Genomic DNA, 25,509 nt, shown 5'->3' with positions numbered 1-25,509 from the left:
CAGCGCGATGAGCGAGTTGCAGGATCTGCTGCGGCCCGACCTACGCGGCGTCACGGCCTATGGTGCACCGCAGCTGAACGTACCGGTCGCCCTCAACACCAACGAGTCGTCGTACCCGGTGCCACCGCAGGTGGTCGAGGCCATCTCCGACTCTGTCGCGGAGGTCGCGGCCGGCCTGAACCGGTATCCCGACCGCGAATTCAGTCAGCTTCGGGACGCACTTGCCGGGTATCTGAACGACACCGCGAACTGCCGTCTGCAGGCCGCGCAGATCTGGGCCGGCAACGGCTCCAACGAGGTGCTGCAACACCTTGCTCTCGCGTTCGGGGGGCCAGGGCGGACCGCCCTGGGTTTCACCCCGTCCTACTCGATGCACCCGATCATCAGCCGAAGCGTCGGTACGACCTGGGTCGACGGTCTGCGTGATGCCGCGCCGGGCCGCTTCGACATCGACGCCGACCTCGCCGTCGAACAGGTGCACCGCCACGATCCGCATCTGGTCTTCCTGTGCTCGCCCAACAACCCGACGGGCACCGCACTGGACCCGGACGTCGTGCTGCGCGTGTATGAGGCAGCACCTCGCGCGGTCGTGATCGTCGACGAGGCCTACGGAGAGTTCGCCCGCGCGGGAACGGCAAGCGCTATCACGTTGCTACCGGGTCGGGACCGGCTGGTCGTCACCCGCACGATGTCCAAGGCCTTCGCCTTCGCCGGGGTACGGCTGGGCTACCTCGCGGCCGCATCCGAGCTCACCGACCTGCTGCGACTGGTGCGGCTGCCCTACCACCTCTCGAGCGTGACGCAGGCCGTGGCGTTGGCAGCGCTCGCCCACGCGGACACCATGTTGGCCATGGTGGAGCAGATCAAGGAATCCCGCGACGTGCTTGTCGAGGGCTGCCAGGCCCTGAGGCTGACGCCGGTGGCCAGCGATGCGAACTTTGTGCTCGTGGGAGGATTTGCGGACGCGCGCAGGGCATGGGCGAAATTACTGGACCGAGGTGTTCTGGTGCGCGACGTCGGGATGGAGCATCACCTGCGGATCACTGCCGGCACCCCGGCGGAGACCCAGGCAGTGCTCGCGGCCCTGGCCGACCTACGCGTGGACATCGAGGAGAGCACCTGATGAACGAGCAGCACCCCGTACCGCAGGGCCCGCCACACCGCACGGCCCACGTCACGCGCTCGACCAAAGAAGCCAGCGTCGACCTCTTCCTGGACCTGGACGGTACGGGGGAGTCCGACATCAGCACCGGTGTGCGCTTCTACGACCACATGCTCGACAGTTTCGCGCGGCACAGTCTGATCGATCTGCGGATCAGAGCCACCGGCGATATCGACGTCGATGCCCACCACACGGTCGAGGACACCGCGATCGTGCTCGGGCAGGCCCTGCGTGAGGCGCTCGGTGACAAGTCCGGCATCTCACGGTTCGGGGATGCCATGGTGCCACTGGACGAGGCGCTGGCCCAGGCCGTCGTCGACGTCGCCGGCCGACCGTACATGGTGCATGAGGGGGAGCCGGAGGGGCAGATCTACGTCGTCATCGGTGGTGCCTACACCGGATCGCTGACCCGGCACGTGCTGGAGTCGTTTGCCTTCCACGCGGGTATCGCGCTGCATGTGCGTCTGATCTCCGGTCGCGATCCGCACCACATCGTCGAGGCACAGTTCAAGGCCGTTGCCCGTGCTGTCCGAGCTGCCGTCGCCAGGGATCCGCGGGTGGTCGGTATCCCGAGCGCCAAGGGATCCCTCTGAGTCCAATGGTGTCCACCCGGCCCAGCACGGGCGTGCTCTACCTGAGAGGCGACGGTCCACGGGCGCAGACCTGGGTCGCCCGAGGATCCGCGCCCTGTTACGTGGTACCGCTGGCAGGTTGGTCCGCTGTCGTTCCTGCGGGCCCGGCCGCCGCTCCTGCCCCGTATGACGCGGGACCGGCGCTGCTCCTGGCGCGCGTCGTCCCGTCCGCGATGCGCAGCGCAGTGGGTTTCTTCCAGATCGACGGCCGTCTGGTAGCTACGGTGCATCCACCCGGGTGGCGAGCGGTGACGCGGTGGCTGGTCTGGGAGAGCGGGCGAGGTCTGGCGCGGCTCCCGTCCCTGCCCGCCGCTCAACCTGCGGACCTGGTGCGAGCTGCTGGGGCCACTGCTGACGTGGAGCAGGATCTACGCGATATTTTCGCCGAACGAAGCTCGGCGGTCAGCGATGTGCTCGCCGATGTGGTCGGTGTACTGGGGCTACCCGGTGAACGGCTGGTGCTCGGACGAGGTGTCCGCAGCGCGGACGGCGCCGTGCTCATCGAACCCGCTGCCCGGTCGGTGCGCCAGTTCCAACGCATCACCTCCGAGCGTAAAGAGATCCACGACACGATCGCGGGAACGGTATGAAGCGCGTCGTCGTGCTCGATTACGGCAGTGGCAACATCCGCTCCGTCGTGCGGATGCTCGAACGGGTCGGTGCCGATGTCGAACTCACCGCGGACCAGCATGCGGTCGCTCGAGCCGACGCCCTCTATGTTCCCGGAGTGGGCAACTTCCACGCCTGCGTCGCGGGTCTGCGTGCGGTCGGCGGTCCTGCGTTGATCCGGGAACGGTTGGCGCTCTCGGCTCCGGTCTTCGGGGTATGTGTGGGATTCCAGATCCTGTTCGCCGGGTCCACCGAACATTCGACCGGTACTTCGCTGCCCGGACTGGGTCTGCTGCCGGGCACGGTCACCCGACTGCACGCACCGGTGGTGCCGCATATGGGCTGGTCACAGGTCGAAGCGGCCCGGTCATCCCTGCTCCTGAAAGGGGTGGAGGCCGAGCATTTCTACTTCGTGCACTCCTACGCGGCCGAGTACGACGAGGGGCAGTTTCAACTGGCGACCAGTGATACGTCGGCCGGCCCGGGTGTGCGGATCAGCACAGCCCGGCACGGTGGCACGTTTATTGCCGCCGCCGAGGACGGCCCGCTGACCGGGACCCAGTTCCACCCCGAGAAGTCCGGCGACGCCGGAGCAGCATTGATCGAGAACTGGTTGGCATCCTGGTGAGCGTCAACGTAATGGAGAGGTTTGTCTGTGGTTTCCGAGCACACCCCCGCACTGCACGCTGATGGGTTGACGAACCCGCAACGGCTGGAGTTACTCCCGGCGGTCGACGTCGTGCAGGGTCGCGCGGTTCAGCTGGTGCAGGGCATCGCCGGCACGGGCGGCGACTTCGGCGACCCGTGGCAGGCGGCGCTCGCGTGGCAGGACCAGGGTGCGCAGTGGCTGCATCTGGTCGACCTCGACGCGGCGTTCGGTCGTGGTCACAACAGGGACCTGCTGGCCTCGATCATCGGCCGGCTCGATATGCAGGTGGAGCTGTCCGGTGGCATCCGGGACGCCGAAACTCTCGATGCCGCTCTCTCGACGGGCTGCAGACGGGTCAATCTGGGCACTGCAGCCCTGGAGAACCCGCAGTGGACGGCACAGGCCATTGCCGAGCACGGGGACCGTATCGCCGTCGGTCTTGATGTCCGTGGCACGACGCTCGCAGCTCGGGGATGGACCCGCGAGGGCGGGGATCTGTGGGAGACCCTGGATCGTCTCGATACCGAAGGGTGCAGCCGCTACGTCGTGACGGACGTCGCCAAGGACGGCATGCTGGCCGGTCCGAATGTGGAGTTGCTGCGTCAGGTGTGCGAGCGCACGGACCGTCCGGTGGTTGCTTCCGGTGGGGTGTCCACCATTGCCGATATCGAGGCGCTCCGGGCGCTGGTCCCGAGCGGTGTGGAGGGGGCCATCATCGGATCGGCGCTCTACCGCGGTGCGTTCACGCTGGGCGCGGCACTCGATGCGGCCGGCCGCAAGTGAGCGGTCTGGACAGCCTCGGTGGTGGTGACGACGCGGCGGACCGAGAGGGAAGTGACTCGGCCGGTCGGGCGTGGACGGGGCGGGAGTTGCCCTCGACGGGGTTCGATCAGGACACCGGTGCGGCGGACGCGGGTCTGACGGCGGCGCTGGGCGCCGACGACGTGACGTTCATGGCGGCGCTCGCAGCCGCGCGACTGTTGGTGCCCATCGTCGCCGCCGCGCAGGAGATCGAGCAGTCGCCGGACGGCCTGAGCGTGGAGAAGTCCTCGCAGATGGCAGTGGTGACGCTGACTGCCGACGACGGGGAGCGCGCGCTGCCGGTCTTCACCGGGATGGCCGCGCTTGCGAATTGGAACCCGCAGGCTCGGCCGCGGCCGGTGCCGGCTGCGCAGGCGGCACAGGCGGCAGTGTCGGAGGGGTGTGACGTCCTGGTGCTGGAGCTCGGATCGCAGCAGGTGCGGGTGGTCCGTCCGAGCATGGTGTGGGCCCTGGCGATGCAACGGACGTGGCAGCCCGCGTATACCGACCCGTTCGTACTGCAGGCAGTCACCCGGGCCGCGCGAGAGGAAGGCGACGTGGTGACGGCGGCCTGTGAGGACGGCAACTCCGGCGGGCTACGCGTGGTGCTGAGCCTGCGGCCCGGACTTGGGTCCGATGGCGTGCAGGAATTGTGCGCCCGGGTGGGGGAGCGGATAGCGACCGACGGTGAAGCCCGGGCGAGGATTGACGCGCTGTCCTTCCGGATCGTGACCGCCGGTCCCTAGCCCCCCCGCCGCTACAGGTTGATCATGTGACCGGCGATACCTTCGATGGCCTCTTTGACTGCTTCACCCAGGGTCGGGTGCGCAAAAACGTTGCGGGCCACCTCGTCCGCGGTCAGGTCCCATTTCTGGGCCAGAGTCAGCACCGGCAACAACTCGGTGACGTCCGGTCCGATGAGGTGGGCGCCGATGATCTCGTTGTGCGACGCATCGGCGATGATCTTGACGAAGCCGGCCGATTCGCCCAGGCCCTGGGCTTTGCCGTTCGCAGAGAACGGGAACTGGGCGACCTTCACGTCGTAGCCCTTGTCCTTGGCCTGTGCCTCGGTGTAGCCGAAAGAGGCGATCTGCGGCTGGCAGTAGGTCGCTCGGGGGATCATGTCGTAGTCGATCTCCATTGTTTCCACTCCGGCGATCGTCTCGGCGGCGACAATACCCTGGGCCTCCGCAGTGTGCGCGAGCATCAACTTGGCGGTCACGTCCCCGATGGCGTACACACCGTCGAGGTTGGTAGCTCCCCGACCGTCGATGGCGATGGCTCCGCGGTCGGTGAGCTGCACCCCGATCTCCGCGAGGCCGTAGCCCTCGGTGCGCGGCGCGAAACCGATGGCCTGCATCACCTTGTCGGTCTCGATGACGTGCGATTCGCCACCCGCAGCGGGGGAGACGGTGACCTTCACCTTGTCGCCGGAGTCGTCGATGTTCTCGACCTTGGTGGAGAGCATCACCTTCACGCCGAGCTTCTTGTAGTGCTTGAGCAGCTCCTTGGAGACTGCGATGTCTTCGGTCGGGACCATCCGATCCAGGAACTCCACGATGGTCACGTCGACACCGAAGTTGCTCAACACGTAAGCGAATTCGACGCCGATGGCGCCCGATCCCGCGATGACGATGGACTCCGGGAGGTTCGGGTCCAGGATCTGCTCTTCGTAGGTCACGACGCGTTCGGACAGCTGGGTGCCCGGGATCAGTCGGGTCTGGGCACCGGTGTCGAGGATGAGGTTGTCGTAGGTCAGTTCCTGAGTTCCGCCATCGTTCAGCTTCACGGTCATCGACTTCGTGTCCGTCAGGGTGCCCCACCCGTCGATCTCGGTGATCTTGTTCTTCTTCATCAGGTAGTGCACGCCCTTGACGATGCCGTCGGACACCTTGCGACTGCGGGCATGCGTCACGTCGTAGGACATGCTCACGTCGCCGGTGATGCCGAAGACGTCCTTCTCTTTGTGCAGCACATGCGCGAGCTCGGCGTTGCGCAGCAGAGCCTTGGAAGGGATGCAGCCGATATTGAGACACACCCCGCCCCAGTACTTGCCTTCGACAACAGCGGCCTTCAGGCCCAACTGGCTGGCGCGGATCGCCGCGACATACCCGCCGGGACCGGCACCGAGGACTACTACATCAAAGTGATCAGCCATGGGGGCGACTTTAGTCGGCAGACAGCAGTTCCTGCGCAAGCGGGACATCAAGGACCAGGGAGTTCAGCAGTCCGCCGCGACACGCGGCAGTCACCGCTGCGGCCCGTTCGGCACCCATACACACCCCGATGACGTTCGGTATCGCCCGCAGCTCCACGTCGCTGGTCGTCAACAGGCGGCGGGCGAACTGGCTTGCGACATTGTCGCCGAATGCGTCGACGAACACTCCGCTGACTTCGCCGACTGCACCGCCGGCGCGTAGTTCCTCGATTTCCGCAGCAGATGCGGCCCCGTAAAGGGTGGACAGTTCGGGTTCGAACACGCCGACGCCGACGATGGCGACGGTGACCGACGTGACGTGCTCGTGGGCTGCGATGAAGGCAGGGTCCTTGCGTAGGTAGTCGGCCGCAGCGCGGTCAGGCGCGACGAACGGCGCGTGAAAGCGGTAACTGCGCCCGCCGCCCATAGCGGCCAGATCCCGGACCATATCTGCGGGCGATGCGATTTGGTCTGCGCCGGGCTCGTACCGCGCTCCGCTCAGCTGGACGATATCGATCGGCGGCAGCGTTCGTAGTGCAGCCACCGTGGCTGACGCGGATCGCGACCAGGGCAGACCGAGCACGTCCGAAGGCGTCAGCACGGCGGACAACTCTGCTGCTGCCAGTTCCCCGAGTCGGATCCGACGGGCCTGGGGGGAGCTGTCACCCGCCGCGCCGTTGAGCACAGCGCACCGGCGAAGACCAAGGCGTTCGGTGATCGCCGCGGCGAGCTCACCATGGTCGCCGGGGCCGGACTCGACGCGAATACGGACCACACCGGCTTCCCGGGCCAGCGTCAGGAGCCGTGCGACACGGAAGCGGGAGATCCCGAGCTCGGCAGCAATGGCTACCTTGCTCGCATCCTCGAGGTAGTACCGGCGGGCAACCGTGACGAGCATCTCCCGGGTGGCACGTTCATCCAGTTGCGCACTGCCGCGCAGCTGTTCGGCCGGTCCAGCCGGTGCGTCCATGTCCGTTTGCTCCCGCAGTCGTTATCGAATCGCGACCTCAGCTTGTCGCGCTCCGGCCATGTGATCTGTAACACTACTCTCATCTGAGCAATCCGTGCTCATATGAGCACTTAACGGAACGAGATCTCATGCGAGTCGTATCACGGGCAGCAATCGGCGTGGCCGTCGTCAGCTTGGTAGGAACGGGTTTGTCCGCATGTTCGGCGAGCAGTGGGGGCGGCGGCGGTGGCGGAGGCGGCAACAAGTCGCTCAACGTTCTGCTGGTCAACAATCCTCAGATGGTTGCCTTGCAGAAGGTCATCCCCCAGTTCGAGAAGACGACCGGTATCAAGGTCAAGCTCACGCTGAAGCCGGAGAACGACCTGCGAGCCACCGCCGGCACCGAGTTCTCTCAGCAGGCCGGTCAGTACGACCTGGCCACCCTGTCCAACTTCGAGATCCCGATCTATGCCAAGAAGGGCTGGGTCGCCGACCTCACGAAGTACACGACCGACCCCAAGGCCAGCTTCGACGGGAAGGACTTCGATCAGGGCGACATCCTCAAGCCGATGGCCAAGTCGCTGACAGTCGACGGAAAGATCTACGGCGAACCGTTCTACGGCGAGTCCTCCTTCACCATGTACCGCAAAGACCTGTTCAAGGCCGCCGGTCTGACGATGCCGGAGAACCCGACCTGGCAGCAGATCGCGGGCTTTGCCCAGAAGCTGAACAAGCCCGGGAAGGTCGCCGGCATCTGCCTACGCGGCGCGGTCGGTTGGGGCCAGGTGATGGCGCCGTTGACGACCGTTGTCAACACCTTCGGCGGCACCTGGTTCGACAAGAACTGGGACGCAAAGCTCAACACCGGCGGATTCAAGAAGGCCACGGAGTTCTATGTAAACCTGGTCCAGAAGTACGGCGAGAAGGGTGCAGCCCAGTCCGGCTTCACCGAGTGCGACAACGCGATGATCCAGGGCCAGGCAGCCATGTGGTACGACGCGACATCGGCGGCCGGAACGTTCTCGACGTCGAAGTACGCCAATGACATGGGATACGTCGCCGCACCGGTGGACCAGGTCAAGAACGCCGGCTGGCTCTACACGTGGGCCTGGGGTGTTGAGAAGGCCTCCAAGAACCAGGACGCTGCCTGGAAGTTCATCTCCTGGGCCAGCGGTAAGGGATTCCCCGCGGTGATCGGCGCCGGTAGCGGTGCCGGCATGGGCTGGGCGAATGTTCCGGCGGGCGCCCGTGCGTCGCTCTACGACAACCCCGAGTACCTGAAGGTCGCCAGCAATTTCGCAAAGCCGACCCTGGCTGCCATCAACGCCGCGGTTCCGGACGGCTCCAACCGCCCGACCCACCCGCCGGTGCCCGGCATCCAGTTCGTGGGTGTTGCTCAGTTCACCGACTTCGGGCAGACCGTCAGCCAGCAGATCTCCAACGCGATCGCGGGTAGCACCACGGTCCAGGCCGCGCTCGACGCGAGCCAGAAGATCGCTCAGAACGGCGTCAAGGAATACAAGAAGTAATGACCACTGCAAGTCTCGACTCCAGCGGTGCCGTGGAAGCCCCCACGGCACCGCCTGGTGCGGACAAAGAACTCAAGCGGCGCGAGCGTCGCGACAATTGGGTGCGGCGTACTCCGCTGATGCCGGCGTTGATTTTCGTCATCATCATGACGCAGCTGCCCTTCCTCGCGACCATCTTCATCGCCTTCAGCAAATACACCGCCTTCAGCGGTAACCAGGGCTTTGCTGGACTCGACAATTTCAGGACCGTCTTCCAGGACGACGCCGCTCGGTCTGCGGTGTTCACCACGATCAAGCTGACCTTGCTGGTCGTGGGGATCAGTCTGGTTCTCGGTATCGGTATCGCGCTGCTGCTGGACCGCACCTTCAAGGGCCGCGGCGTGGTGCGCACGATGATGATCGCTCCGTTCCTCATCGTTCCCGAAGCTGCTGCCCTGGTCTGGAAACATGCCCTGCTGGATGCCCAGAACGGTTTCTTCAACGGCATCATCACGATGGTCTGGGGGTGGTTCGGTGATAACAATCCACCGCAGCCGGTCTGGATCAACAGTCACCCGTTGGGTTCGATCGTCGTCTCGCTGGTGTGGCAGTGGACACCGTTCATGATGCTGATCCTGTTGGCCGGCCTGCAGGGTCGCCCGATGGATGTCATCGAGGCTGCCAAGGTCGACGGCGCCAACTCCTGGCAGATCTTCACCAAGATGACCCTGCCGCACATGCGGCGGTACATCGAATTGGCGGGCCTGCTCGGTGCTATCTATATCGTTCAGAACTTCGAGGCCGTCTTCACCATCACCTCAGGTGGGCAGAACACCGCGAACCTGCCGTACTACATCCAGCAGGCATTCTTCGCCGGCACCGGAGAGTACGGAACTGCCTCGGCCGCAGGGGTCATCACCGTCATCGGCACGATCATCATCGCTACATTCGCGCTGCGGACCGTGCTGACGGTTCTCAAGGAGGAGAGCTGAATGGCTGGCAACGCTTATGTGAGTCGGACGGTAGGACAGAACAAGCGCTCGGGGGTGATTCTGAGCTTTGCTGCCTGGATCACCGGAATTCTGTTCATCATCCCGATCCTCTGGATGGTGCTGACCGCGTTCCACAGTGAGAACGACGCGGCGAAGAACCCCCCGGCGTTCTTCGCAGCGCTGTCGACATCCGGTTTCAGTAGTTTCTGGGCGGCGCACCCCGTCGGGCCGCTGCTGAACTCGCTCACCGCCTCAGTGGTGTCGACGCTGTTCGTGCTGGCGCTCGCACTCCCGGCGGCGTACGCGCTGTCGATCAGGCCGGTCAAGAAGTGGACCGACGTGATGTTCTTCTTCCTGTCCACCAAGTTCATGCCGGTCGTGGCGGGCCTTCTCCCGCTCTATCTCGTCGCCAAGAACACCGGCCTGCTGGGCAGCGTGTGGGCGATGGTGATCATCTACACGGCGATGAACCTGCCGATCGCGATCTGGATGTTGAGATCGTTCCTGGCCGAGATGCCGATCGAGATCCTCGAGGCCTCGCAGGTCGACGGAGCAGGATTCGTCAAACAGATGTACAAGATCATCATCCCGCTGGTGATGCCCGGTCTGGCATCAGCTGCGCTGATCTGCTTCATCTTCAGCTGGAACGAGTTGCTCCTGGCGAACACGTTGGGCGGTACGACCGCCCAGACGGCACCGGTATTCCTGACCGGCTTCGTGACCAGTCAGGGCTTGTTCCTGGCAAAGGTGTGTGCGGCATCCGTCGCGATCTCGCTGCCTGTTCTCATCGCCGGCTTCGCGGCGCAGGACAAGCTCGTGCAGGGTCTGTCCCTCGGCGCGGTGAAGTAGCTGTGACGGCAGCCCTTTCGCAGGCCACTCTTGGCGAACTGGACGACCGGGTAGCGCGCCCGACGTACGACCGTTCCGCGATGACTGCGGGGATCGTGCATCTTGGTGTCGGCGGGTTTCACCGCGCTCATGAAGCGATGTACCTGGACGCCTTGATGAACAGCGGACAGGCGCTCGACTTCGGCATTGTCGGAGTCGGCGTCCTGCCCCATGACCAGCGCATCGTGGACATCCTGAACGAGCAGGACGGCCTGTACACGCTGGTTCAGAAACACCCGGACGGCAGCCTCGAACCGCGCGTGATCGGGTCGCTGATGCGCATGTTGCACGCGCCGAGTGACCCTGAGGCGGTGCTGGTCCAACTGGCTGATCCCGCAGTCCGGATCGTGTCACTGACGATCACAGAGGGTAGTTACCTCATCGATCAGGTGACCGGGCAGTTCGAGGCGGACCACCCCTCGATTCAGGGTGATCTGCTGGAGGCTGCACCTCCCAGTACGGCGTTCGGCTTCATCGTCGAGGCGTTACGTCGTCGTCGAGCGGCGGGTACCACCCCGTTCACGGTGATGACATGCGACAACCTGCCCGGCAACGGCGACACCGCGCACCTGTCGGTTGTCGCCTTCGCACGGCTCAAGGACGACGATCTGGCGGATTGGATCAATGAGCAGGCCTCCTTCCCCAACTGCATGGTCGACCGCATCACGCCGGTAACGACACCCGCCGACATCGAGGCGTTGGAGCAACGCTTCGGAGTTGGTGACGGATGGCCGGTCGTGTGCGAACCTTTCACCCAGTGGGTGCTGGAGGACAGGTTCGTCGACGGGCGGCCACCATGGCAGGACGCCGGCGTACAGGTTGTCGACGACGTCATCCCGTACGAACTGATGAAGCTCAGGCTGTTGAACGCCAGCCATCAGGCGTTGTGCTATCTGGGATACCTGTCGGGGTACCGCTACGCGCATGATGTCGCCAGTGATCCGTTGTTCGTGCGCTTCCTGCTGGGCTACATGGAATTCGAGGGCAGTCCGACACTTCCGGAGGTACCCGGTGTCGACCTGGCTGCGTACCGCACCGAGCTTGTCGCGCGATTCGCCAACCCCGAGGTGCGCGACACCCTCGCCAGGCTGTGCGCCGAGAGCTCCGATCGCATTCCGAAGTGGTTGGTCCCCGTGATCGCTGCGAATATTGCGGCCGGTCGACGTGTTGACCGATCTGCCCTCGTGGTCGCCTCCTGGGCGCGGTATGCGCAGGGCGTGGACGAGACGGGTCAGCCGATCGAGATCGTCGACCACCGCAAGGAGGCCGTGATGCGTGCGGCGTCCGACGCCGGGGACCCCTTGGCGTTCGTGCGCGACACCACCTTGTTCGGTGACCTCGCCGCGCACGAGGAGTTCACCCGGCCCTATCAAGAAGCTCTCACATCGCTGCACGAGATCGGCGCGCTGGCGACATTGCGTGCCCTGGAAGAGCGACTAACCCAAAGATGAGGATGTTATGCGCGTAAGCGTGCTGAACAAGGCCGGCGAGACAGAGGTCACCGACCGTCCGGCACCCGAGCCGGGACCCGAGCAAGTTCTGGTCCGAGTTGCCTCGGTCGGTGTGTGTGGTTCGGATGTGCACTATTTCGAGCACGGCCGGATCGGTAGCTACGTGGTCCGCGAGCCGCTGATCCTCGGTCACGAGGCGTCGGGGGTCATCGAGCAGGTCGGCTCGGACGTCGATCCGAGCCGAGTGGGCCAGCGGGTGAGCATCGAGCCGGGCGTGCCCTGCCGTTCGTGTCAGTACTGCCTGTCCGGGCACTACAACCTGTGCCCGAAGGTGGAGTTCTATGCGACCCCGCCGTTCGACGGGGCCTTTGCTGAGTTGGTACTGACCCACCACGCGTTCGCTCACCCGGTCCCCGACGCGCTGTCCGATGATGCTGCCGCATTGATCGAGCCGCTGTCGGTGGCGTTGTGGGCAGCTCAGCGCGCTTCGGTAACGGCAGGCGACGTCGTGCTCGTCACAGGTGCCGGTCCGGTCGGTCTGCTGATGGTTGCGGTTGCCCGCGCGCTCGGTGCCGCAAAGGTTTACGCCTGCGACATCAACGAGCAGCGGTTGGTCGTCGCGTCCCGGATGGGCGCGACTGACGTCGTGCACGGGTCCTTTGCAGACTCACAGCTGCAGGAGCCGACGGTCCTGCTGGAAGGCAGTGGCCACCCCGGCGCGACCATCGACGGGATCAAGGCTCTGGCGCCGGCAGGACGGGCGATCCTGGTGGGAATGGGCGGTGACGAACTGAATCTGCCGTTGTCGCGGGTGCAGGAGCGCGAGCTCATCATCACCGGCACGTTCCGGTATGCCGGGACCTGGCCGGCCGCCATCGAGTTGGCCGCATCGGGGGCGATCGATCTGGATGCCCTCGTCAGCGGTTACTTCGGTCTCGATCAGGTGCCCGACGCGCTGCAGGCTGCCAAGAAGGACCCGTCGTTCCTGAAGGCCATGGTCCGACCAGCCGACTGAGCCTCTCCTCCCTACTCCTAGTCAAAGGATTCAGATGCCTCGGCCCCTTGTCGCCGGTCTCGATTCGTCCACGCAGTCAGCCAAGATCGTCGTCTGTGACGCGGAGACCGGCGACGTCGTGCGGCAGGCCCGTGCTGCCCATCCCGACGGCACCGAGGTCTCCGCCCTGCACTGGTGGCGGGCGTGGGAACAGGTGAGCGCCGACGGCATGCTGGACGGGGTCCTGGCGCTGTCTGTCGGTGGCCAGCAGCACGGCATGGTCACCCTCGATGGCGACGATCAGCTGGTCCGGGATGCTCTGCTGTGGAACGACACGAGGTCGGCCGAGGCTGCGCGTGACCTCGTGCTGGAGCTCGGTGGACCGCAGGCGTGGGTGGACCGGGTGGATGTCGTGCCGCTGGCAGCCTTCACCGTCGCGAAGCTGAGGTGGCTGGCCGATCACGAGCCTGACAACGTGGCGCGGACCGAGCGCGTCCTTCTCCCGCACGACTGGCTCACCGGCCGGATCCTGCAGTCAGACGGCGGATTCGAGCGTTGGACGACCGATCGCGGTGATGCCTCCGGGACGGGGTACTGGTCTCCGGTTTCGGAGAAGTACGACGAGGATCTCGTGTACCGCGCATGCGGCCGGCAGGTGCAGCTACCGCACGTGCTTGCCCCGAACGGTGTCGCAGGCCGCACGACTGCGGGCATCCTCGTCGCTCCGGGAACCGGAGACAACATGGCTGCTGCACTGTCGTTGGGATTGCAGCCCGGCGAGGCGGTGGTCTCACTGGGCACCAGTGGCACTGTGTATGCGGCCCACGATCGACCTTCCGGGGATGCCAGTGGTGCTGTCGCGGGTTTCGCGGACGCTGCCGGTGGGCATCTGCCGTTGATGTGCACCCTGAATGCGGCGCGGGTGCTGAGCGCCGGCGCGGCGATGCTCGGGACCGACCTCGCAGGACTGGACCGCCTCGCGTTGGCCGCGGATGCTGGGGCAGGCGGGTTGGTCCTGCTGCCGTACCTGGACGGGGAACGCACGCCCAACCTGCCGGGAGCCACCGGAACCATCGGCGGCCTGACGCGGGCGAACGCAACGCCGGAGAATCTCGCGCGTGCCTGTGTTGAGGGCATGCTCGCCAACCTGGCCGCTGGTATCGCTGACCTGCGCGCAGTCGGGGTGCGGGTGGACCGGGCTCTGCTGATAGGTGGCGCGGCCGCCTCGGCCGCTGTCCGCGCCATCGCACCGATGGTGCTGGGTGTGCCGGTCGGTATTCCCGAAGGCGCCGAATACGTCGCACTCGGCGCGGCGCGACAGGCAGCGTGGGTCTTGAGCGGTGAGGGATCGCAGCTGCCGCCGTGGTCGGTCGGTCGGGAGGCCGTGATCGATGCGCCGGCAGGCGGTCAGGGCGAGCAGATTCGCGGGCGGTACGACGAGCTGAGAACAGCGCTGCACGGGTAGGTGCCGCCATCGTGTGTGGCTGCACTGAGCGGGTACGGGACACACATATCGTTCCGATCGAGAATTTCGATATGAAACAATCCGGCCATGTCGATCAGACCATTCCGGCGAGTACTCGCCGTGCGCGATGCACGTCGCGTGCTGCTGCTGGGCTTTCTGCTACGCCTGCCGATCTTTTCGGCAGGCGTGATCCTCACTCTGCACGTCGTGGGTCACCTGCACCGCTCCTACACCCAGGCCGGGTTGGTGGCCGCGGCAGGCACGGTTGCCATTGCCGTCTCGGGGCCCTGGCGGGGCAGGCTGCTGGATCGGCACGGACTGCGCCGGGTGGTGGCGCCATCGGTCCTGGTCAACGCGGTGTGCTGGTCCATTGCCCCGTTCGTCGGGTACTGGGCCTTGTTGGTCCTGTCGGTGGTGGCCGGCTTGTTCGTCGTGCCTACCTTCTCGGTGATTCGCCAGGGAGTGATCGCGGCAGTGCCCGACACCGATCGCCGCACGGCCTTGTCGCTGGACGGGATTGTCATCGAGTTGGCGTTCATGTCGGGTCCGCTGATCGTCGTATGGCTGACGACGGCGGTTTCGACGGTATGGGTCCTGTTCGGCATCCAGATGATGGGTGTCGGCGTCGGGGCGCTTCTGTGGTGGGCCGATCCGCCGCTGCGCGACGATACCGTCGCCACCGGGGTCACGGAGAAAGATGTTTCCCGCCGCGCGTGGCTGCGACCGCGCTTTATCCTCATCTGTTCCGCTGCGGCAGCCTCGACGATCGTTCTCACCGGTAGTGACGTGTCTTTCGTGGCGGCGATGCAGCAGTTCGCCTCCGCGGGCTCCCTCGGACTCGTGCTGGTGGTGTGGGGGGCAGGTTCGTTGATGGGCGGAGTGGTCTACGGCGCCCTCGCGCGTTCGATCTCGCCGGCGTGGCTGCTGTTGGGGCTGGCCGTCACGACCGCGCCGATGGCATTTGCCACCACGCCCTGGATGCTGGCCGTCCTGGCGCTGCCGGCCGGTATCTTCTGCGCCCCGACCATTGCCTCGACGGTGGATGCGCTGTCGCGGGCCGTGCCGCAGTCGGCTCGTGGGGAGGCAATGGGATGGCACGGTTCCTCGATGACGCTCGGCTCGGCGCTGGGCGCGCCGATCGGGGGACTGGCCATCGACCGGTTCGGTTTCGCCGGCGGTTTCCTCGTAGTGGCGGCGTTGGGGGTGGTCATCGCCCTCCTGGTTGCCCTCGCCCCTCGGGTGCATGCCCGTCGGACCACTGCCCAGCACGTGCTCGCCGCCTGACTGGGTTGCGAGATCTTCAGCTGCGCGTCGGCAGGGCTGCGGCGCGGGCCACACCACGTTCGACCCAGACGCGCAGGACCTCGTCCTCCCGCAGGGCATCGGCGCTCACTTCGAGCCATCCGGCCAGGGCGCGGCCCTTCATCTGCACCGGCAGCACGGATGGTGGGTCCACCCACTCAGCAGACCGGCTGGGGTCCACCCGCACCATCAGCTGCCCGTGCCCGCTTGCGGCAACTGCCAACCGCCCCGTGACCAGGAACGCCAATCCACCGAACATCGCCCTTTCGGACGTGGCCGCTTCGTCCGCGAGCAGTGCTCGGATGCGCGAAGCCAGCAGCGGATCGTGCGTCATACCTGCAGTATGGCGATCACGGTTCGCCCAATGGGGCCGAACTCGTGTCATCGCAGAACGTGCCGGTAGCCGATTGATAGGAATCCGGCGTCTCCTGCTAACATCTCAGCACCGATTGCAGCACGGGCAGATCCGTAAGGTGTCCGTGCTGCGATGTGCAAGAGAAGCCCCGCTTCCACCCGAGTGACAGCAATGTTGCCGGGTCCGGTCCGAGCAGATCTGGTGCGCGACGTATGGCGCGCTGGACCAGTCGCTGACAACGACTCGCTCGAGCTTTGGCGTTGGCTCCTCGTGCACCAGTGGTGACGAGGAGCCTTTTCTCGTTCCCAGGAGCCTGAACAGCCGAAGAAGGAGCAGACATCAGCGCTGAACCACGCATCAACGACCGCATCCGGGTACCCGAGGTGCGGTTGGTTGGACCCAATGGTGAACAGGTCGGAATCGTGCGCGTCGAGGATGCGTTGCGACTGGCCGGTGAAGCCGATCTGGATCTGGTCGAGGTCGCACCGATGGCAAAGCCGCCGGTTGCCAAACTGATGGACTACGGCAAGTTCAAGTACGAAGCTGCCGTCAAGGCCCGTGAGGCTCGCAAGAACCAGGTCAACACGGTCATCAAGGAGATCAAGCTGCGGCTGAAGATCGACCCTCATGACTACGGCACGAAGAAGGGCCATGTCGAGCGCTTCCTGAACGCCGGCGACAAGGTCAAGGTGACCATCATGTTCCGCGGCCGCGAGCAGTCCCGTCCCGAGATGGGTTTCAAGTTGCTGCAGCGGTTGGCCGAGGACGTGGGCGAGATCGGTTTCGTCGAGAGCTCGCCGAAACAGGATGGCCGCAACATGGTCATGGTCATCGGACCGGTCAAGAAGAAGGCTGAGGCCCGCGCCGAAGGTCGCCGCAAACGCGAAGCCGAAGCCGCTGACCAGTCAGGTGAGACTGCGACCGCGCAGACGGCAGAGCCCGCCGACGAAACCGTCACCACCGAATGACCGGCTCGCGCGAGCGAGCCCCCAGATTTGCACGCTGACCCCGGAAGAATCACGCGTCGATTGCGTGACCGGGAAGATATGAAGGAGACCGGCAGATGCCGAAGATGAAGACGCACAGCGGAGCCAAGAAGCGCATCCGCGTTACGGCGTCCGGCAAGTTGATGCGCCAGCGGGCGCGTCACGTGCACAAGTTCCAGGAGCGCAGCTCCAGCAATGCCCGCCGGTTGGTGAACGACGTTGTCGTCGCTCCTGCGGACACCAAGAGGATGAAACGCCTGCTCGGTAAGTAAGCACTGCCCATCCGCATCACCGGCGGTCTCGCCGGGAGCACAACACGAAGGAGATTCACGTGGCACGCGTGAAGCGGGCAGTCAACGCCCACAAGAAGCGTCGCGTCGTCCTGGAACAGGCGAGCGGCTACCGCGGTCAGCGTTCGCGCCTGTACCGCAAGGCGAAAGAGCAAGTAACTCACAGCATGAGTTACTCCTACCGGGACCGCCGGGCCCGCAAGGGTGACTTCCGTCGCCTCTGGATCCAGCGCATCAACGCCGGTGCCCGCGCCAACGGCATGACCTACAACCGCTTCATCCAGGGCCTGAAGGCTGCTGAGATCGAGGTCGACCGCCGGATGCTCGCCGAGCTCGCCGTGAACGACGCCCCGGCCTTCGCCGCGCTCGTCGAGATCGCCAAGGTCAACGTCCCGGCGCACGATGAGAACGCCAAGGGTGAGCAGGCCGACGCCGAGAGCGCTGCCTGATCCTGTACCAGGAAGGTCCCGAACGCATCGAACGCCGGCTGAGCCTGCTGTGCTGACCAACCCTCGCGCTGAGCGGGTCAAGGCAGTACGAGCGCTCGGTCGGCGTTCCATGCGTGAACGGACCGGCCGCTTCGTCGTCGAGGGCCCGCAAGGTATCCGGGAGCTGTTGCAATTCGCCCCTGCGACCGCTGTCGAGGTCTACGTCGACGTTGCCTGTGCGGAGCGGCACCAGGTGCTGTTGGAATCAGCGCGTACAGCCGACGTCGCCGTGCTTGACTGCAGCGCAGACGTACTCGGTGAACTTGCCGACTCGACGCACCCGCAGGGGATCCTGGCGGTCGCGCGCACGCTGGACGTGCCGCTCGCCCCGGCTCTGGACAGTGTCGTCGCAGCAGCAGATGCGGGTTTCGTCGTGATCCTCTCGCAGGTACGCGACCCCGGTAACGCCGGGACAGTCCTGCGGGGGGCAGATGCGGCCGGTGCGCGGGCGGTCATCCTGACCGACTCCAGTGTCGACGTCTACAACCCGAAGGTCGTGCGGTCGACGGCTGGGTCGCTGTGGCATCTGCCGGTTGTCGTCGGTGTTGATCTGGCGTCCGTGATCGATGCCTGTCGCAAGCGGGGCATTACCGTCATCGCCGCCGACGGCTCCGGGTCGGTGCTACTGCCCGACGCGAAGCTCGGGTCTGCGCATGCGTGGGTGATGGGCAACGAAGCCTGGGGTCTGCCGGAGCAGTTGCGCGAGCAGTGCGACGTCGTCGTCCGGGTACCGATCCACGGCTACGCCGAATCCCTGAATCTGGCGATGGCCGCGACGATCTGCATGTACGCGAGCGCGAGCGCCCAGGCCGTGCCGCAACCCCGATGAAGCAGGTCGGCAGCGTCGATAGACTCCGCTGCGTGCTGCTCCCCTCAGAATCGACGCGATGATGTCAGGCCCCAACACCCAGTTCGACCCGGTCGAAGTTGCCGCCTTGAACCCTGTGCAGATCGACGCAGCGGTCCAGGCTGCGACCGACGCCATCGGGGCGGCCGACTCTCTGGAGGCGCTCAAAGTGGTGCGTACGTCGCACCAGGGGCCGAAAAGCCCGCTGGCGTTGGCGAATCAGGAGATCGGTGCGCTGCCGCCCAGTGCGAAGGCGGAAGCCGGTAAGCGGATGGGCGCGGCACGCGGGCTGGTCGCGGGACAGTTCACGGCGCGTCAGGTCCAACTGGAGACCGAGCGGGACGAACGCATTCTGCTCGAAGAGCGGGTCGACATGACCCTGCTGGTCGCCCGGCGCCCGGTCGGACGCAGGCACCCCGTCGAGCTGATGAGCCAGCAGATGGCCGACGTCATGGTGGGGATGGGTTGGGAGATCGCCGAGGGGCCGGAGGTCGAGGCCGAATGGTTCACCTTCGACGCGTTGAACTTCGACGAAGACCACCCGGCGCGGCAGATGCAGGACACCTTCTACGTCGACCCGCCCGAGGCCGGTCTGGTGCTACGCACCCATACCTCCCCGGTGCAGGCGCGAGAAATGCTCGAACGGGGCGCGCCTCTCTACATCGCGGTGCCCGGACGGGTGTTCCGTACGGACGAACTGGACGCCACGCACATGCCCGCCTTCCATCAGATGGAGGGCCTCGCCGTCGATGAGGGCCTCACGATGGCTCACCTCAAGGGCACCCTGGACCGGTTGGCGAGCGAACTCTTCGGCGAGGACATCACCACGCGATTGCGCCCGTCGTACTTCCCGTTCACCGAGCCGTCTGCAGAGATGGACCTGCGGTGCTTTGTATGTCGAGGAGCCGACCCAACCTGCCGTACCTGCAGTGGCACCGGCTGGATCGAATGGGGCGGTTGCGGAATGGTCAATCAGAACGTGCTGCGCGCCTGCGGGATCGATCCGGACAGGTATTCCGGGTTCGCCTTCGGGATGGGCATCGACCGCGCGTTGATGTTCCGCACGGGTGTGGCCGATATGCGCGAAATGATCGAGGGCGACGTGCGTTTCAACGCGCAGTTCGGGATGGAGATCTGATGCGGGTTCCCGTGGAGTGGCTGCGCGAATACGTCGCGGTGCCTGCTGAGGCGACCGGAGCCGACATTGCGGCTTCCCTGGTTCGGGTGGGACTGGAGGAAGAAGGGTTGCACGGCAGCGATATCACCGGGCCGCTCGTCGTCGGCAGGGTCATCAGTGCCGCCCCCGAAGCGCAGAAGAACGGCAAGACGATCAACTGGTGCCACGTGGATGTCGGCGACGCGAACGGCAGCGGCGAGCCGCAGGGGATCGTCTGTGGCGCGCACAACTTCAGCGCTGGGGATTGGGTTGTCTGCGTGCTGCCCGGCGGGGTACTGCCCGGCGGGTTCGCTATCTCGGCGCGTAAGACGTACGGCCATGTCAGCGCCGGGATGATCTGCGCCGCCGACGAGCTCGGTATGCCCGATGACGGTTCCGGTGGCATCATCCGACTCGCTGAGCTCCTGCCGGGGGCCCAGCTGCGACCCGGCCAGGACGTCATACCGCTCCTGGGTCTGGATCGCGAGACGGTCGAGATCAACGTGACTCCCGACCGTGGCTACTGCTTCTGTCTGCGGGGAGTGGCCAGGGAGTACTCGCATGCGACCGGGGCGTTGTTCACCGACCCGGTTCCGGCTCTGCTGGCGCATGCGCCGGACGGTGACGGCGATGGATACCCGGTCCGGTTGGAGGACGACGCGCCGTTGCGCGGGCAGCTCGGCTGCCGACGCTATGTCGCACGGGTCGTGCGCGGTATCGATCCCGGTGCAGCGACCCCGCCGTGGATGGCAACCCGGCTGACCGAAGCCGGTATGCGACCCATCTCACTGATTGTCGACGTCAGCAACTATGTGATGTTGGCGCTCGGTCAGCCCACTCACACCTTCGATCTAGCGACTTTGTCGGGGCCGATCGTCGTACGCAGGGCCCGTGAGGGAGAGGTTCTACGCACTCTGGACGGACAGGACCGTTCGCTGTTCAGCCAGGATCTGTTGATCACCGACGACGGATCGACGGTAATCGGCATCGCGGGGGTGATGGGGGGTGCCGCAACGGAAATCTCCGATGGCACCAGTGAGGTCCTGATCGAGGCTGCCAATTTCGACCCCACCACGATCGCCCGGTCCGCTCGACGACACAAACTTCCTTCGGAGGCGTCGAAGAGGTTCGAGCGGGGTGTGGATCCACAGCTTGCGTCAGCCGCAGCCCAGCTGATCGTGGACCTGCTGGTCGAGTTCGCAGGTGGCGTGGCAGACGCGGCCGTGACCGACGTCGGTGAGGTATCCACGCCCGCTGCCATCGAATTCGATCTGAATCTGCCGACCCGCCTGGTGGGGGTGCACTACCCAGCTGCCGACGTCATCGGAGTGCTCAGCGAGATCGGTTGCGACATCGAGCAGATCGGCGACCGGGCGAACGTCATTCCGCCCAGCTGGCGGCCGGATCTACGCACGTCGCCGGATCTGGTGGAGGAAGTCGCCCGGATCCGCGGGTACGAGGCAATACCGTCGATCGTGCCGACCCCCCCGGGGGGTCGCGGTCTGACCCGTAAGCAGCACAGTCGACGGATGTTGGCCGATCTCCTTGCCGGGCGCGGCTTGCAGGAGACCTGGAGTGCGCCGTTCATCGGTGCCTCGAGTCTGGACCAGCTCGGTATCGACGCCGATGACCCACGTCGACGAGCGGTTCGCATCGTCAACCCCCTCTCGCAGGAAGCGGACCTCTTCCGCACTACTTTGCTGCCGGGGCTGGCAGACATCCTGCGGCGCAACGTATCCCGCGGCAGCCGTGACGTTGCGTTGTTCGAGTTCGGGCTAGTTGCGCTGCCAGGAGCAAAACTCGGTCACGCGCCGACGATGGCCCCTGGCCTGCGGCCCGAGGACACGGTCCTCGCTCAGATCCGCGAGGCCGTCCCGCATCAGCCGCGCTATCTGAGCTTCATCCTTTCCGGCGAGCGTGACCGCACTGCCTGGTGGGGAGCAGGCCGGGTAGCGGACTGGACCGATGCCCTGGAGATCGTGGGCGACCTCGGCGAGGCGCTCGGTCTGACGTTGGGCACCCGTAACGACGAGTGCGCGCCGTTCCACCCCGGACGCTGCGCCGCGGTCAGCGCGCCCGACGGCGAACGGGTCGGATGGGTCGGTGAGTTGCACCCGAAGGTCTGCGAGGCGTTGGAACTGCCTCGGCGCACCGTCGCCGGGGAGCTGGATGTCGACGTCCTGCTCGCCGCGAGCGCTGGCGAGACTGTGTCCGCACCCGTTTCCACCTTCCCGATGGCCGGTAGCGATGTCGCTCTCGTGGTCGGTGCAGAGGTGGCTGCTGTCTTGGTCGAAGCTGCCTTGCGCACCGGGGCGGGCGAGTTGCTCGAGTCGGTCTCGCTCTTCGATGTCTATCAGGGGGAGCAGGTCGAGGTCGGCAGGAAATCGTTGGCCTACCGGCTGCACTTCCGGGCAGCAGACCGTACCCTCACGACCGCGGAGGTCAACACTGCGCGTGACCGGGCAGTGGCATGTGCAGAACAAGAGACGGGTGCCTACCAGCGAATTGGATGAGTATGCATGAGCGTGTATCATCATGCAGATGCTCAGGGTTGCGGTAGCGGGAGCCAGTGGATACGCCGGTGGCGAGATCCTCCGGTTGCTACTCGGGCACCCTCAGGTCCAGATCGGTGCCCTGACTGCTGCATCGTCTGCGGGGGATCGCCTCGGTGTGCATCACCCGCATCTGACGCCATTGGCGGAGCGGGTGCTGGCGCCGACGTCGGTGGAACAACTGCGAGGTCACGATGTGATCTTTCTGGCTCTGCCGCACGGCGCATCTGCTCAGCTGGCGGGTCAGCTCGACGTGAACGACATGAACGACATGAACAACATGGACGACGTGCTGATCATCGACTGTGGCGCCGACTTCCGGTTGACCGAGGCCGCTGCCTGGGAGCATTTCTACGGCTCCCCGCATGCGGGCAGCTGGGACTACGGACTGCCGGAACTGTGGCTGCGGGACTGCGATCTTCCTGACGCCAAACAACGCGCGCAACTCCTCGCCGAACGTCGGATCGCCGTACCGGGCTGTTACCCGACAGCCTGTGCGTTGGCGCTCGCTCCCGTCTTCGTGACCCGTCTGGCGCAACCTCGGGATGTGGTGATTGTTGCTGCCAGCGGTACTTCTGGCGCCGGAAAGTCCGTAGCACCGCATCTACTGGGTTCACAGGTCATGGGCGCAATGAGCCCGTACGGCGTCGGCGGTGGGCACCGGCATACCCCCGAGATCGAGCAGAGTCTGTCGAACGCGGCGGGCGAGGCAGTCACGGTGTCGTTCACGCCCACGTTGGCGCCGATGCCCCGAGGCATCCTCGCGACCTGCACCGCGCCCCTTGCCGATGGCGCGACGGCCGCACAGGTGCGGGTGGCGTATCAGCGGGCCTATGACGATGAGCAGTTCGTCCAGCTACTACCCGAGGGCAGCTGGCCGAGCACCGGTGCGGTGCTGGGGTCCAACAACGTGCAGCTGCAGGTTGTGGTCGATGAGCGCGTCGGCCGGATCATTGCGGTCGCGGCCATCGACAACCTCACCAAAGGCACCGGGGGTGCGGCGGTGCAGTGCATGAACATCGCTCTTGGCCTCCCCGAGTCTGCTGGCCTGCCCACCGCCGGGGTCGCGCCATGAACGAGACCCTCATCCGTCCATCAACCGCAGCATCACCCACCAGGAGTCCGTCGTGAGCGTCACCGCGCCAGCAGGTTTCCGCGCGAGCGGGGTCACCGCTGGTCTCAAACCCAGTGGCACGCCGGACGTTGCCCTCGTAGTGAACGACGGGCCGGAGCATCACGCTGCAGCCGTGTTCACCAGCAACCGGGTGGAGGCGGCGCCGGTCACGTGGAGTCGGCAGGTCCTGTCCGATGCTCGCGCCGACGCAGTGATCCTGAACTCCGGTGGTGCCAACGCGATCACCGGTGGTGCGGGGTTTGCTGATACCCATCGCACAGCAGAGGCCACCGCAGATGCGCTCGGAGTCTCTGCGGGCGATGTGGTGGTGTGCTCCACCGGGCTGATCGGGGAACGGCTGCCGATGGACAAGCTGCTGAGCGGCGTCGCAGAGGCGGCAGCAGCGCTGCACGCTGCCGGCGGAACGGCAGCCGCCACTGCAATCATGACGACCGACACCCGCTCCAAGGAAGCGCTCGTAGAGCGAGCGGGCTGGTCGGTCGGCGGAATGGCCAAGGGCGCCGGCATGTTGGCACCGGCGCTCGCCACCATGCTCGTGGTCCTGACCACCGACGCCGTCGTGGACCCGACCGAGCTCGACGGCGCGCTGCGATCCGCGACTGAACTGACCTTCGACCGGATTGATTCAGACGGTTGCCAGTCGACCAATGACACCGTCCTGCTGATGGCATCCGGCGCATCGGGCGTGCGCGTGCAACGTTCGGAGTTGGTGGGCGCACTCACCGAATGCTGCGCGGACCTGGCCCGCCAGCTCATCGCGGACGCGGAGGGTGCCCGTCATGACATCAGCATCGAAGTCACCTCCGCCGCCTGCACGGCCGACGCGCTGGAAGTGGCCCGGTCCATTGCCCGCAACAACCTCTTCAAGTGCGCGATCTTCGGTAACGACCCGAACTGGGGCCGGGTGCTGGCTGCCGTCGGCACGACGCGGGCAGCGTTTGAACCGGCCGATCTGGATGTCTGGATGAACGGTGTACAGGTCTGTCGCAACTGCGGCGTGGGGGATGACCGCGCGGCAGTCGATCTGAGCGGCCGAGAGGTGCAGGTCGTCGTGGCGCTCCACGCGGGAGAAGCCGCCGCGACCATCTGGACCAACGACCTCACGCACGACTACGTGCACGAGAACTCGGCGTACAGCACATGACCCTGCACTCTGCGATCAACCTGCGACCCCCGATCGACCTGGCGGCCGCGCACGAGAAGGCCGCCACCCTCGTTGATGCACTGCCGTGGCTGGAGCGCTTCCGCGATGCGCTCGTCGTCATCAAGTACGGCGGGAATGCGATGGTCGACAACGAGCTCAAGACGGCGTTCGCGCAGGACATCGCCTTTCTGCGGTACGCCGGGCTGCGACCCGTCGTCGTACACGGAGGGGGCCCACAGATCCAGGTCATGCTGGATCGCCTCGGCCTACGCAGCGAATTCAAAGCGGGTTTACGGGTAACCACCCCAGAGGTCATGGACGTCGTGCGGATGGTACTGACAGGTCAGGTTTCCCGGGAACTGGTCGGTCTGATCAACCAGCACGGCTCGTTGGCCGTCGGACTGTCCGGTGAGGACGGCGCACTCTTCGGAGCACGTCGTCGAGGCGCGATCGTGGACGGTGAAGAAGTCGATATCGGCCTGGTGGGTGACGTCGTGACGGTCAATCCGGCGGCAGTGCGCGACCTTCTCGCGGCCGGTCGGATACCCGTGGTGTCGTCGGTTGCTCCCGACCTCGGTGCGCCCGGTCAGGTTCTCAACGTCAACGCAGACACCGCGGCATCCGCGCTCGCGGTTGCGCTGGGGGCCCACAAGCTCGTGATGCTGACCGACGTCGAAGGCATCTACGCGGACTGGCCCGATCGGGGCAGCCTGCTCAGCTCGATGTCACTGCAGGTTGCGGAGGACCTGCTGCCCACCGTGGATTCCGGAATGCTCCCCAAACTCGAGGGCTGCATCCGGGCGATCCGCGGTGGGGTACCTCAAGCACACGTGATCGACGGGCGACGTGCACATTCGCTGTTGCTCGAAGTGTTCACCGACGAAGGAATCGGCACCATGATGTCTGTGCAGGAACCAGGATGAGTCACCCCACGGAGTTCTCCGCTGCGCTCCGATA

At 65.7% G+C, this 25,509-nt stretch carries 25 protein-coding genes; 22 read left to right on the top strand and 3 right to left on the bottom strand.

The window, feature by feature from the left end; genetic code table 11:
- Window positions 1-7: 7 nt before the first annotated feature.
- The 6 genes from V3G39_12900 to V3G39_12875 all read left to right on the top strand — a co-directional run bounded on the left by V3G39_12900 (window position 8) and on the right by V3G39_12875 (window position 4,599).
- Window positions 8-1,123, top strand: coding sequence for a histidinol-phosphate transaminase (locus V3G39_12900; GenBank protein ID XAS75546.1), 1,116 nt, complete (start codon window positions 8-10; stop codon window positions 1,121-1,123).
- Window positions 1,123-1,755, top strand: a complete 633-nt coding sequence (gene hisB, locus V3G39_12895; GenBank protein ID XAS75545.1) for an imidazoleglycerol-phosphate dehydratase HisB — start codon at window positions 1,123-1,125, stop codon at window positions 1,753-1,755. The genes V3G39_12900 and hisB overlap by 1 nt, the downstream gene beginning before the upstream one ends.
- A 5-nt stretch (window positions 1,756-1,760) precedes the next feature.
- Window positions 1,761-2,384, top strand: a complete 624-nt coding sequence (locus V3G39_12890; protein XAS75544.1) for a hypothetical protein — start codon at window positions 1,761-1,763, stop codon at window positions 2,382-2,384.
- Window positions 2,381-3,031 (top strand): imidazole glycerol phosphate synthase subunit HisH, encoded by a 651-nt coding sequence (hisH, locus tag V3G39_12885; protein ID XAS75543.1) that lies wholly within the window; start codon window positions 2,381-2,383, stop codon window positions 3,029-3,031. The genes V3G39_12890 and hisH overlap by 4 nt, the downstream gene beginning before the upstream one ends.
- A 66-nt stretch (window positions 3,032-3,097) precedes the next feature.
- On the top strand, window positions 3,098-3,835 hold the full coding sequence (gene priA / locus V3G39_12880; protein ID XAS78241.1) for a bifunctional 1-(5-phosphoribosyl)-5-((5-phosphoribosylamino)methylideneamino)imidazole-4-carboxamide isomerase/phosphoribosylanthranilate isomerase PriA: 738 nt from the start codon (window positions 3,098-3,100) through the stop codon (window positions 3,833-3,835).
- Window positions 3,832-4,599 carry an SseB family protein gene (locus V3G39_12875; protein ID XAS75542.1) on the top strand — a complete coding sequence of 256 codons (768 nt, stop codon included), beginning with the start codon at window positions 3,832-3,834 and terminating at the stop codon, window positions 4,597-4,599. The genes priA and V3G39_12875 overlap by 4 nt, the downstream gene beginning before the upstream one ends.
- 11 nt (window positions 4,600-4,610) lie before the next feature.
- Here the strand turns inward: V3G39_12875 and lpdA are convergent, their stop codons facing one another.
- Window positions 4,611-6,011 (bottom strand): dihydrolipoyl dehydrogenase, encoded by a 1,401-nt coding sequence (lpdA, locus tag V3G39_12870; protein ID XAS75541.1) that lies wholly within the window; start codon window positions 6,009-6,011, stop codon window positions 4,611-4,613.
- A 10-nt stretch (window positions 6,012-6,021) separates the two neighbouring features.
- Window positions 6,022-7,020 (bottom strand): sugar-binding domain-containing protein, encoded by a 999-nt coding sequence (locus V3G39_12865; protein XAS75540.1) that lies wholly within the window; start codon window positions 7,018-7,020, stop codon window positions 6,022-6,024.
- 128 nt (window positions 7,021-7,148) lie between these two features.
- On the opposite strand from V3G39_12865, the gene V3G39_12860 reads away from it, so the two are divergent.
- The 7 genes from V3G39_12860 to V3G39_12830 all read left to right on the top strand — a co-directional run bounded on the left by V3G39_12860 (window position 7,149) and on the right by V3G39_12830 (window position 15,581).
- Window positions 7,149-8,528: a sugar ABC transporter substrate-binding protein gene (locus V3G39_12860; GenBank protein XAS75539.1), complete on the top strand. Its 1,380-nt coding sequence runs from the start codon at window positions 7,149-7,151 to the stop codon at window positions 8,526-8,528.
- Window positions 8,528-9,499 (top strand): sugar ABC transporter permease, encoded by a 972-nt coding sequence (locus V3G39_12855; GenBank protein XAS75538.1) that lies wholly within the window; start codon window positions 8,528-8,530, stop codon window positions 9,497-9,499. The genes V3G39_12860 and V3G39_12855 overlap by 1 nt, the downstream gene beginning before the upstream one ends.
- Window positions 9,500-10,348 (top strand): carbohydrate ABC transporter permease, encoded by an 849-nt coding sequence (locus tag V3G39_12850; GenBank protein ID XAS75537.1) that lies wholly within the window; start codon window positions 9,500-9,502, stop codon window positions 10,346-10,348.
- Window positions 10,349-10,350: 2 nt separating this feature from the next.
- Window positions 10,351-11,838, top strand: a complete 1,488-nt coding sequence (locus V3G39_12845) for a mannitol dehydrogenase family protein (protein ID XAS75536.1) — start codon at window positions 10,351-10,353, stop codon at window positions 11,836-11,838.
- Window positions 11,839-11,845: 7 nt separating this feature from the next.
- The gene (locus tag V3G39_12840; GenBank protein XAS75535.1) at window positions 11,846-12,853 is read left to right on the top strand and encodes an NAD(P)-dependent alcohol dehydrogenase; all 1,008 of its coding nucleotides are present in this window, start codon (window positions 11,846-11,848) and stop codon (window positions 12,851-12,853) included.
- Window positions 12,854-12,887: 34 nt separating this feature from the next.
- Window positions 12,888-14,297 carry an FGGY family carbohydrate kinase gene (locus V3G39_12835; protein XAS75534.1) on the top strand — a complete coding sequence of 470 codons (1,410 nt, stop codon included), beginning with the start codon at window positions 12,888-12,890 and terminating at the stop codon, window positions 14,295-14,297.
- Between the two features lie 87 nt (window positions 14,298-14,384).
- Complete coding sequence (locus V3G39_12830) at window positions 14,385-15,581, top strand: MFS transporter (GenBank protein ID XAS75533.1); 1,197 nt, start codon at window positions 14,385-14,387, stop codon at window positions 15,579-15,581.
- 16 nt (window positions 15,582-15,597) lie between these two features.
- Here the strand turns inward: V3G39_12830 and V3G39_12825 are convergent, their stop codons facing one another.
- Window positions 15,598-15,933, bottom strand: a complete 336-nt coding sequence (locus tag V3G39_12825; protein ID XAS75532.1) for a TfoX/Sxy family protein — start codon at window positions 15,931-15,933, stop codon at window positions 15,598-15,600.
- Between the two features lie 404 nt (window positions 15,934-16,337).
- Here V3G39_12825 and infC point away from each other — a divergent pair, with 404 nt between their 5' ends.
- The 9 genes from infC (at window position 16,338) to argB (ending at window position 25,475) form a co-directional block, all read left to right on the top strand.
- Window positions 16,338-16,922 carry a translation initiation factor IF-3 gene (infC, locus tag V3G39_12820; GenBank protein XAS75531.1) on the top strand — a complete coding sequence of 195 codons (585 nt, stop codon included), beginning with the start codon at window positions 16,338-16,340 and terminating at the stop codon, window positions 16,920-16,922.
- A gap of 95 nt (window positions 16,923-17,017) precedes the next feature.
- Complete coding sequence (rpmI, locus tag V3G39_12815; protein XAS75530.1) at window positions 17,018-17,212, top strand: 50S ribosomal protein L35; 195 nt, start codon at window positions 17,018-17,020, stop codon at window positions 17,210-17,212.
- 59 nt (window positions 17,213-17,271) lie between these two features.
- Window positions 17,272-17,679 (top strand): 50S ribosomal protein L20, encoded by a 408-nt coding sequence (gene rplT, locus V3G39_12810; protein XAS75529.1) that lies wholly within the window; start codon window positions 17,272-17,274, stop codon window positions 17,677-17,679.
- A gap of 109 nt (window positions 17,680-17,788) precedes the next feature.
- Window positions 17,789-18,547, top strand: a complete 759-nt coding sequence (locus tag V3G39_12805) for an RNA methyltransferase (GenBank protein ID XAS75528.1) — start codon at window positions 17,789-17,791, stop codon at window positions 18,545-18,547.
- 61 nt (window positions 18,548-18,608) lie between these two features.
- On the top strand, window positions 18,609-19,703 hold the full coding sequence (gene pheS, locus V3G39_12800; GenBank protein XAS78240.1) for a phenylalanine--tRNA ligase subunit alpha: 1,095 nt from the start codon (window positions 18,609-18,611) through the stop codon (window positions 19,701-19,703).
- On the top strand, window positions 19,703-22,234 hold the full coding sequence (gene pheT, locus V3G39_12795; GenBank protein XAS75527.1) for a phenylalanine--tRNA ligase subunit beta: 2,532 nt from the start codon (window positions 19,703-19,705) through the stop codon (window positions 22,232-22,234). Before pheS ends, pheT begins: the two co-directional genes overlap by 1 nt.
- A gap of 28 nt (window positions 22,235-22,262) precedes the next feature.
- Window positions 22,263-23,348: an N-acetyl-gamma-glutamyl-phosphate reductase gene (gene argC / locus V3G39_12790; protein XAS78239.1), complete on the top strand. Its 1,086-nt coding sequence runs from the start codon at window positions 22,263-22,265 to the stop codon at window positions 23,346-23,348.
- Between the two features lie 52 nt (window positions 23,349-23,400).
- Window positions 23,401-24,552 carry a bifunctional glutamate N-acetyltransferase/amino-acid acetyltransferase ArgJ gene (argJ, locus tag V3G39_12785; GenBank protein XAS75526.1) on the top strand — a complete coding sequence of 384 codons (1,152 nt, stop codon included), beginning with the start codon at window positions 23,401-23,403 and terminating at the stop codon, window positions 24,550-24,552.
- A complete protein-coding gene (argB, locus tag V3G39_12780) occupies window positions 24,549-25,475 on the top strand; it encodes an acetylglutamate kinase (GenBank protein XAS75525.1) in 927 nt (308 codons plus the stop codon). The genes argJ and argB overlap by 4 nt, the downstream gene beginning before the upstream one ends.
- Window positions 25,476-25,509 lie beyond the last annotated feature (34 nt).

The organism is Dermatophilaceae bacterium Sec6.4 (genome assembly GCA_039636865.1).
Lineage (GTDB): Bacteria > Actinomycetota > Actinomycetes > Actinomycetales > Dermatophilaceae > Allobranchiibius.
The sequence above is the reverse complement of the archived record's forward strand: the minus strand, read 5'-3'. Positions and strand labels throughout refer to the sequence as shown.

Bases quoted from the DNA above. Each gene is read 5' to 3' on its own strand.
- V3G39_12900 (XAS75546.1), top strand. From the start codon at position 8: ATGAGCGAGTTGCAGGATCTGCTGCGGCCCGACCTACGCGGCGTCACG.
- V3G39_12865 (XAS75540.1), bottom strand. From the start codon at position 7,020: ATGGACGCACCGGCTGGACCGGCCGAACAGCTGCGCGGCAGTGCGCAA.
- V3G39_12805 (XAS75528.1), top strand. From the start codon at position 17,789: ATGCGTGAACGGACCGGCCGCTTCGTCGTCGAGGGCCCGCAAGGTATC.
- hisH (XAS75543.1), top strand. From the start codon at position 2,381: ATGAAGCGCGTCGTCGTGCTCGATTACGGCAGTGGCAACATCCGCTCC.
- argC (XAS78239.1), top strand. From the start codon at position 22,263: ATGCTCAGGGTTGCGGTAGCGGGAGCCAGTGGATACGCCGGTGGCGAG.
- rpmI (XAS75530.1), top strand. From the start codon at position 17,018: ATGCCGAAGATGAAGACGCACAGCGGAGCCAAGAAGCGCATCCGCGTT.
- V3G39_12840 (XAS75535.1), top strand. From the start codon at position 11,846: ATGCGCGTAAGCGTGCTGAACAAGGCCGGCGAGACAGAGGTCACCGAC.
- argB (XAS75525.1), top strand. From the start codon at position 24,549: ATGACCCTGCACTCTGCGATCAACCTGCGACCCCCGATCGACCTGGCG.
- V3G39_12860 (XAS75539.1), top strand. From the start codon at position 7,149: ATGCGAGTCGTATCACGGGCAGCAATCGGCGTGGCCGTCGTCAGCTTG.
- V3G39_12855 (XAS75538.1), top strand. From the start codon at position 8,528: ATGACCACTGCAAGTCTCGACTCCAGCGGTGCCGTGGAAGCCCCCACG.
- V3G39_12835 (XAS75534.1), top strand. From the start codon at position 12,888: ATGCCTCGGCCCCTTGTCGCCGGTCTCGATTCGTCCACGCAGTCAGCC.
- lpdA (XAS75541.1), bottom strand. From the start codon at position 6,011: ATGGCTGATCACTTTGATGTAGTAGTCCTCGGTGCCGGTCCCGGCGGG.
- pheS (XAS78240.1), top strand. From the start codon at position 18,609: ATGTCAGGCCCCAACACCCAGTTCGACCCGGTCGAAGTTGCCGCCTTG.
- V3G39_12830 (XAS75533.1), top strand. From the start codon at position 14,385: ATGTCGATCAGACCATTCCGGCGAGTACTCGCCGTGCGCGATGCACGT.
- V3G39_12890 (XAS75544.1), top strand. From the start codon at position 1,761: ATGGTGTCCACCCGGCCCAGCACGGGCGTGCTCTACCTGAGAGGCGAC.
- V3G39_12850 (XAS75537.1), top strand. From the start codon at position 9,500: ATGGCTGGCAACGCTTATGTGAGTCGGACGGTAGGACAGAACAAGCGC.
- hisB (XAS75545.1), top strand. From the start codon at position 1,123: ATGAACGAGCAGCACCCCGTACCGCAGGGCCCGCCACACCGCACGGCC.
- V3G39_12825 (XAS75532.1), bottom strand. From the start codon at position 15,933: ATGACGCACGATCCGCTGCTGGCTTCGCGCATCCGAGCACTGCTCGCG.
- pheT (XAS75527.1), top strand. From the start codon at position 19,703: ATGCGGGTTCCCGTGGAGTGGCTGCGCGAATACGTCGCGGTGCCTGCT.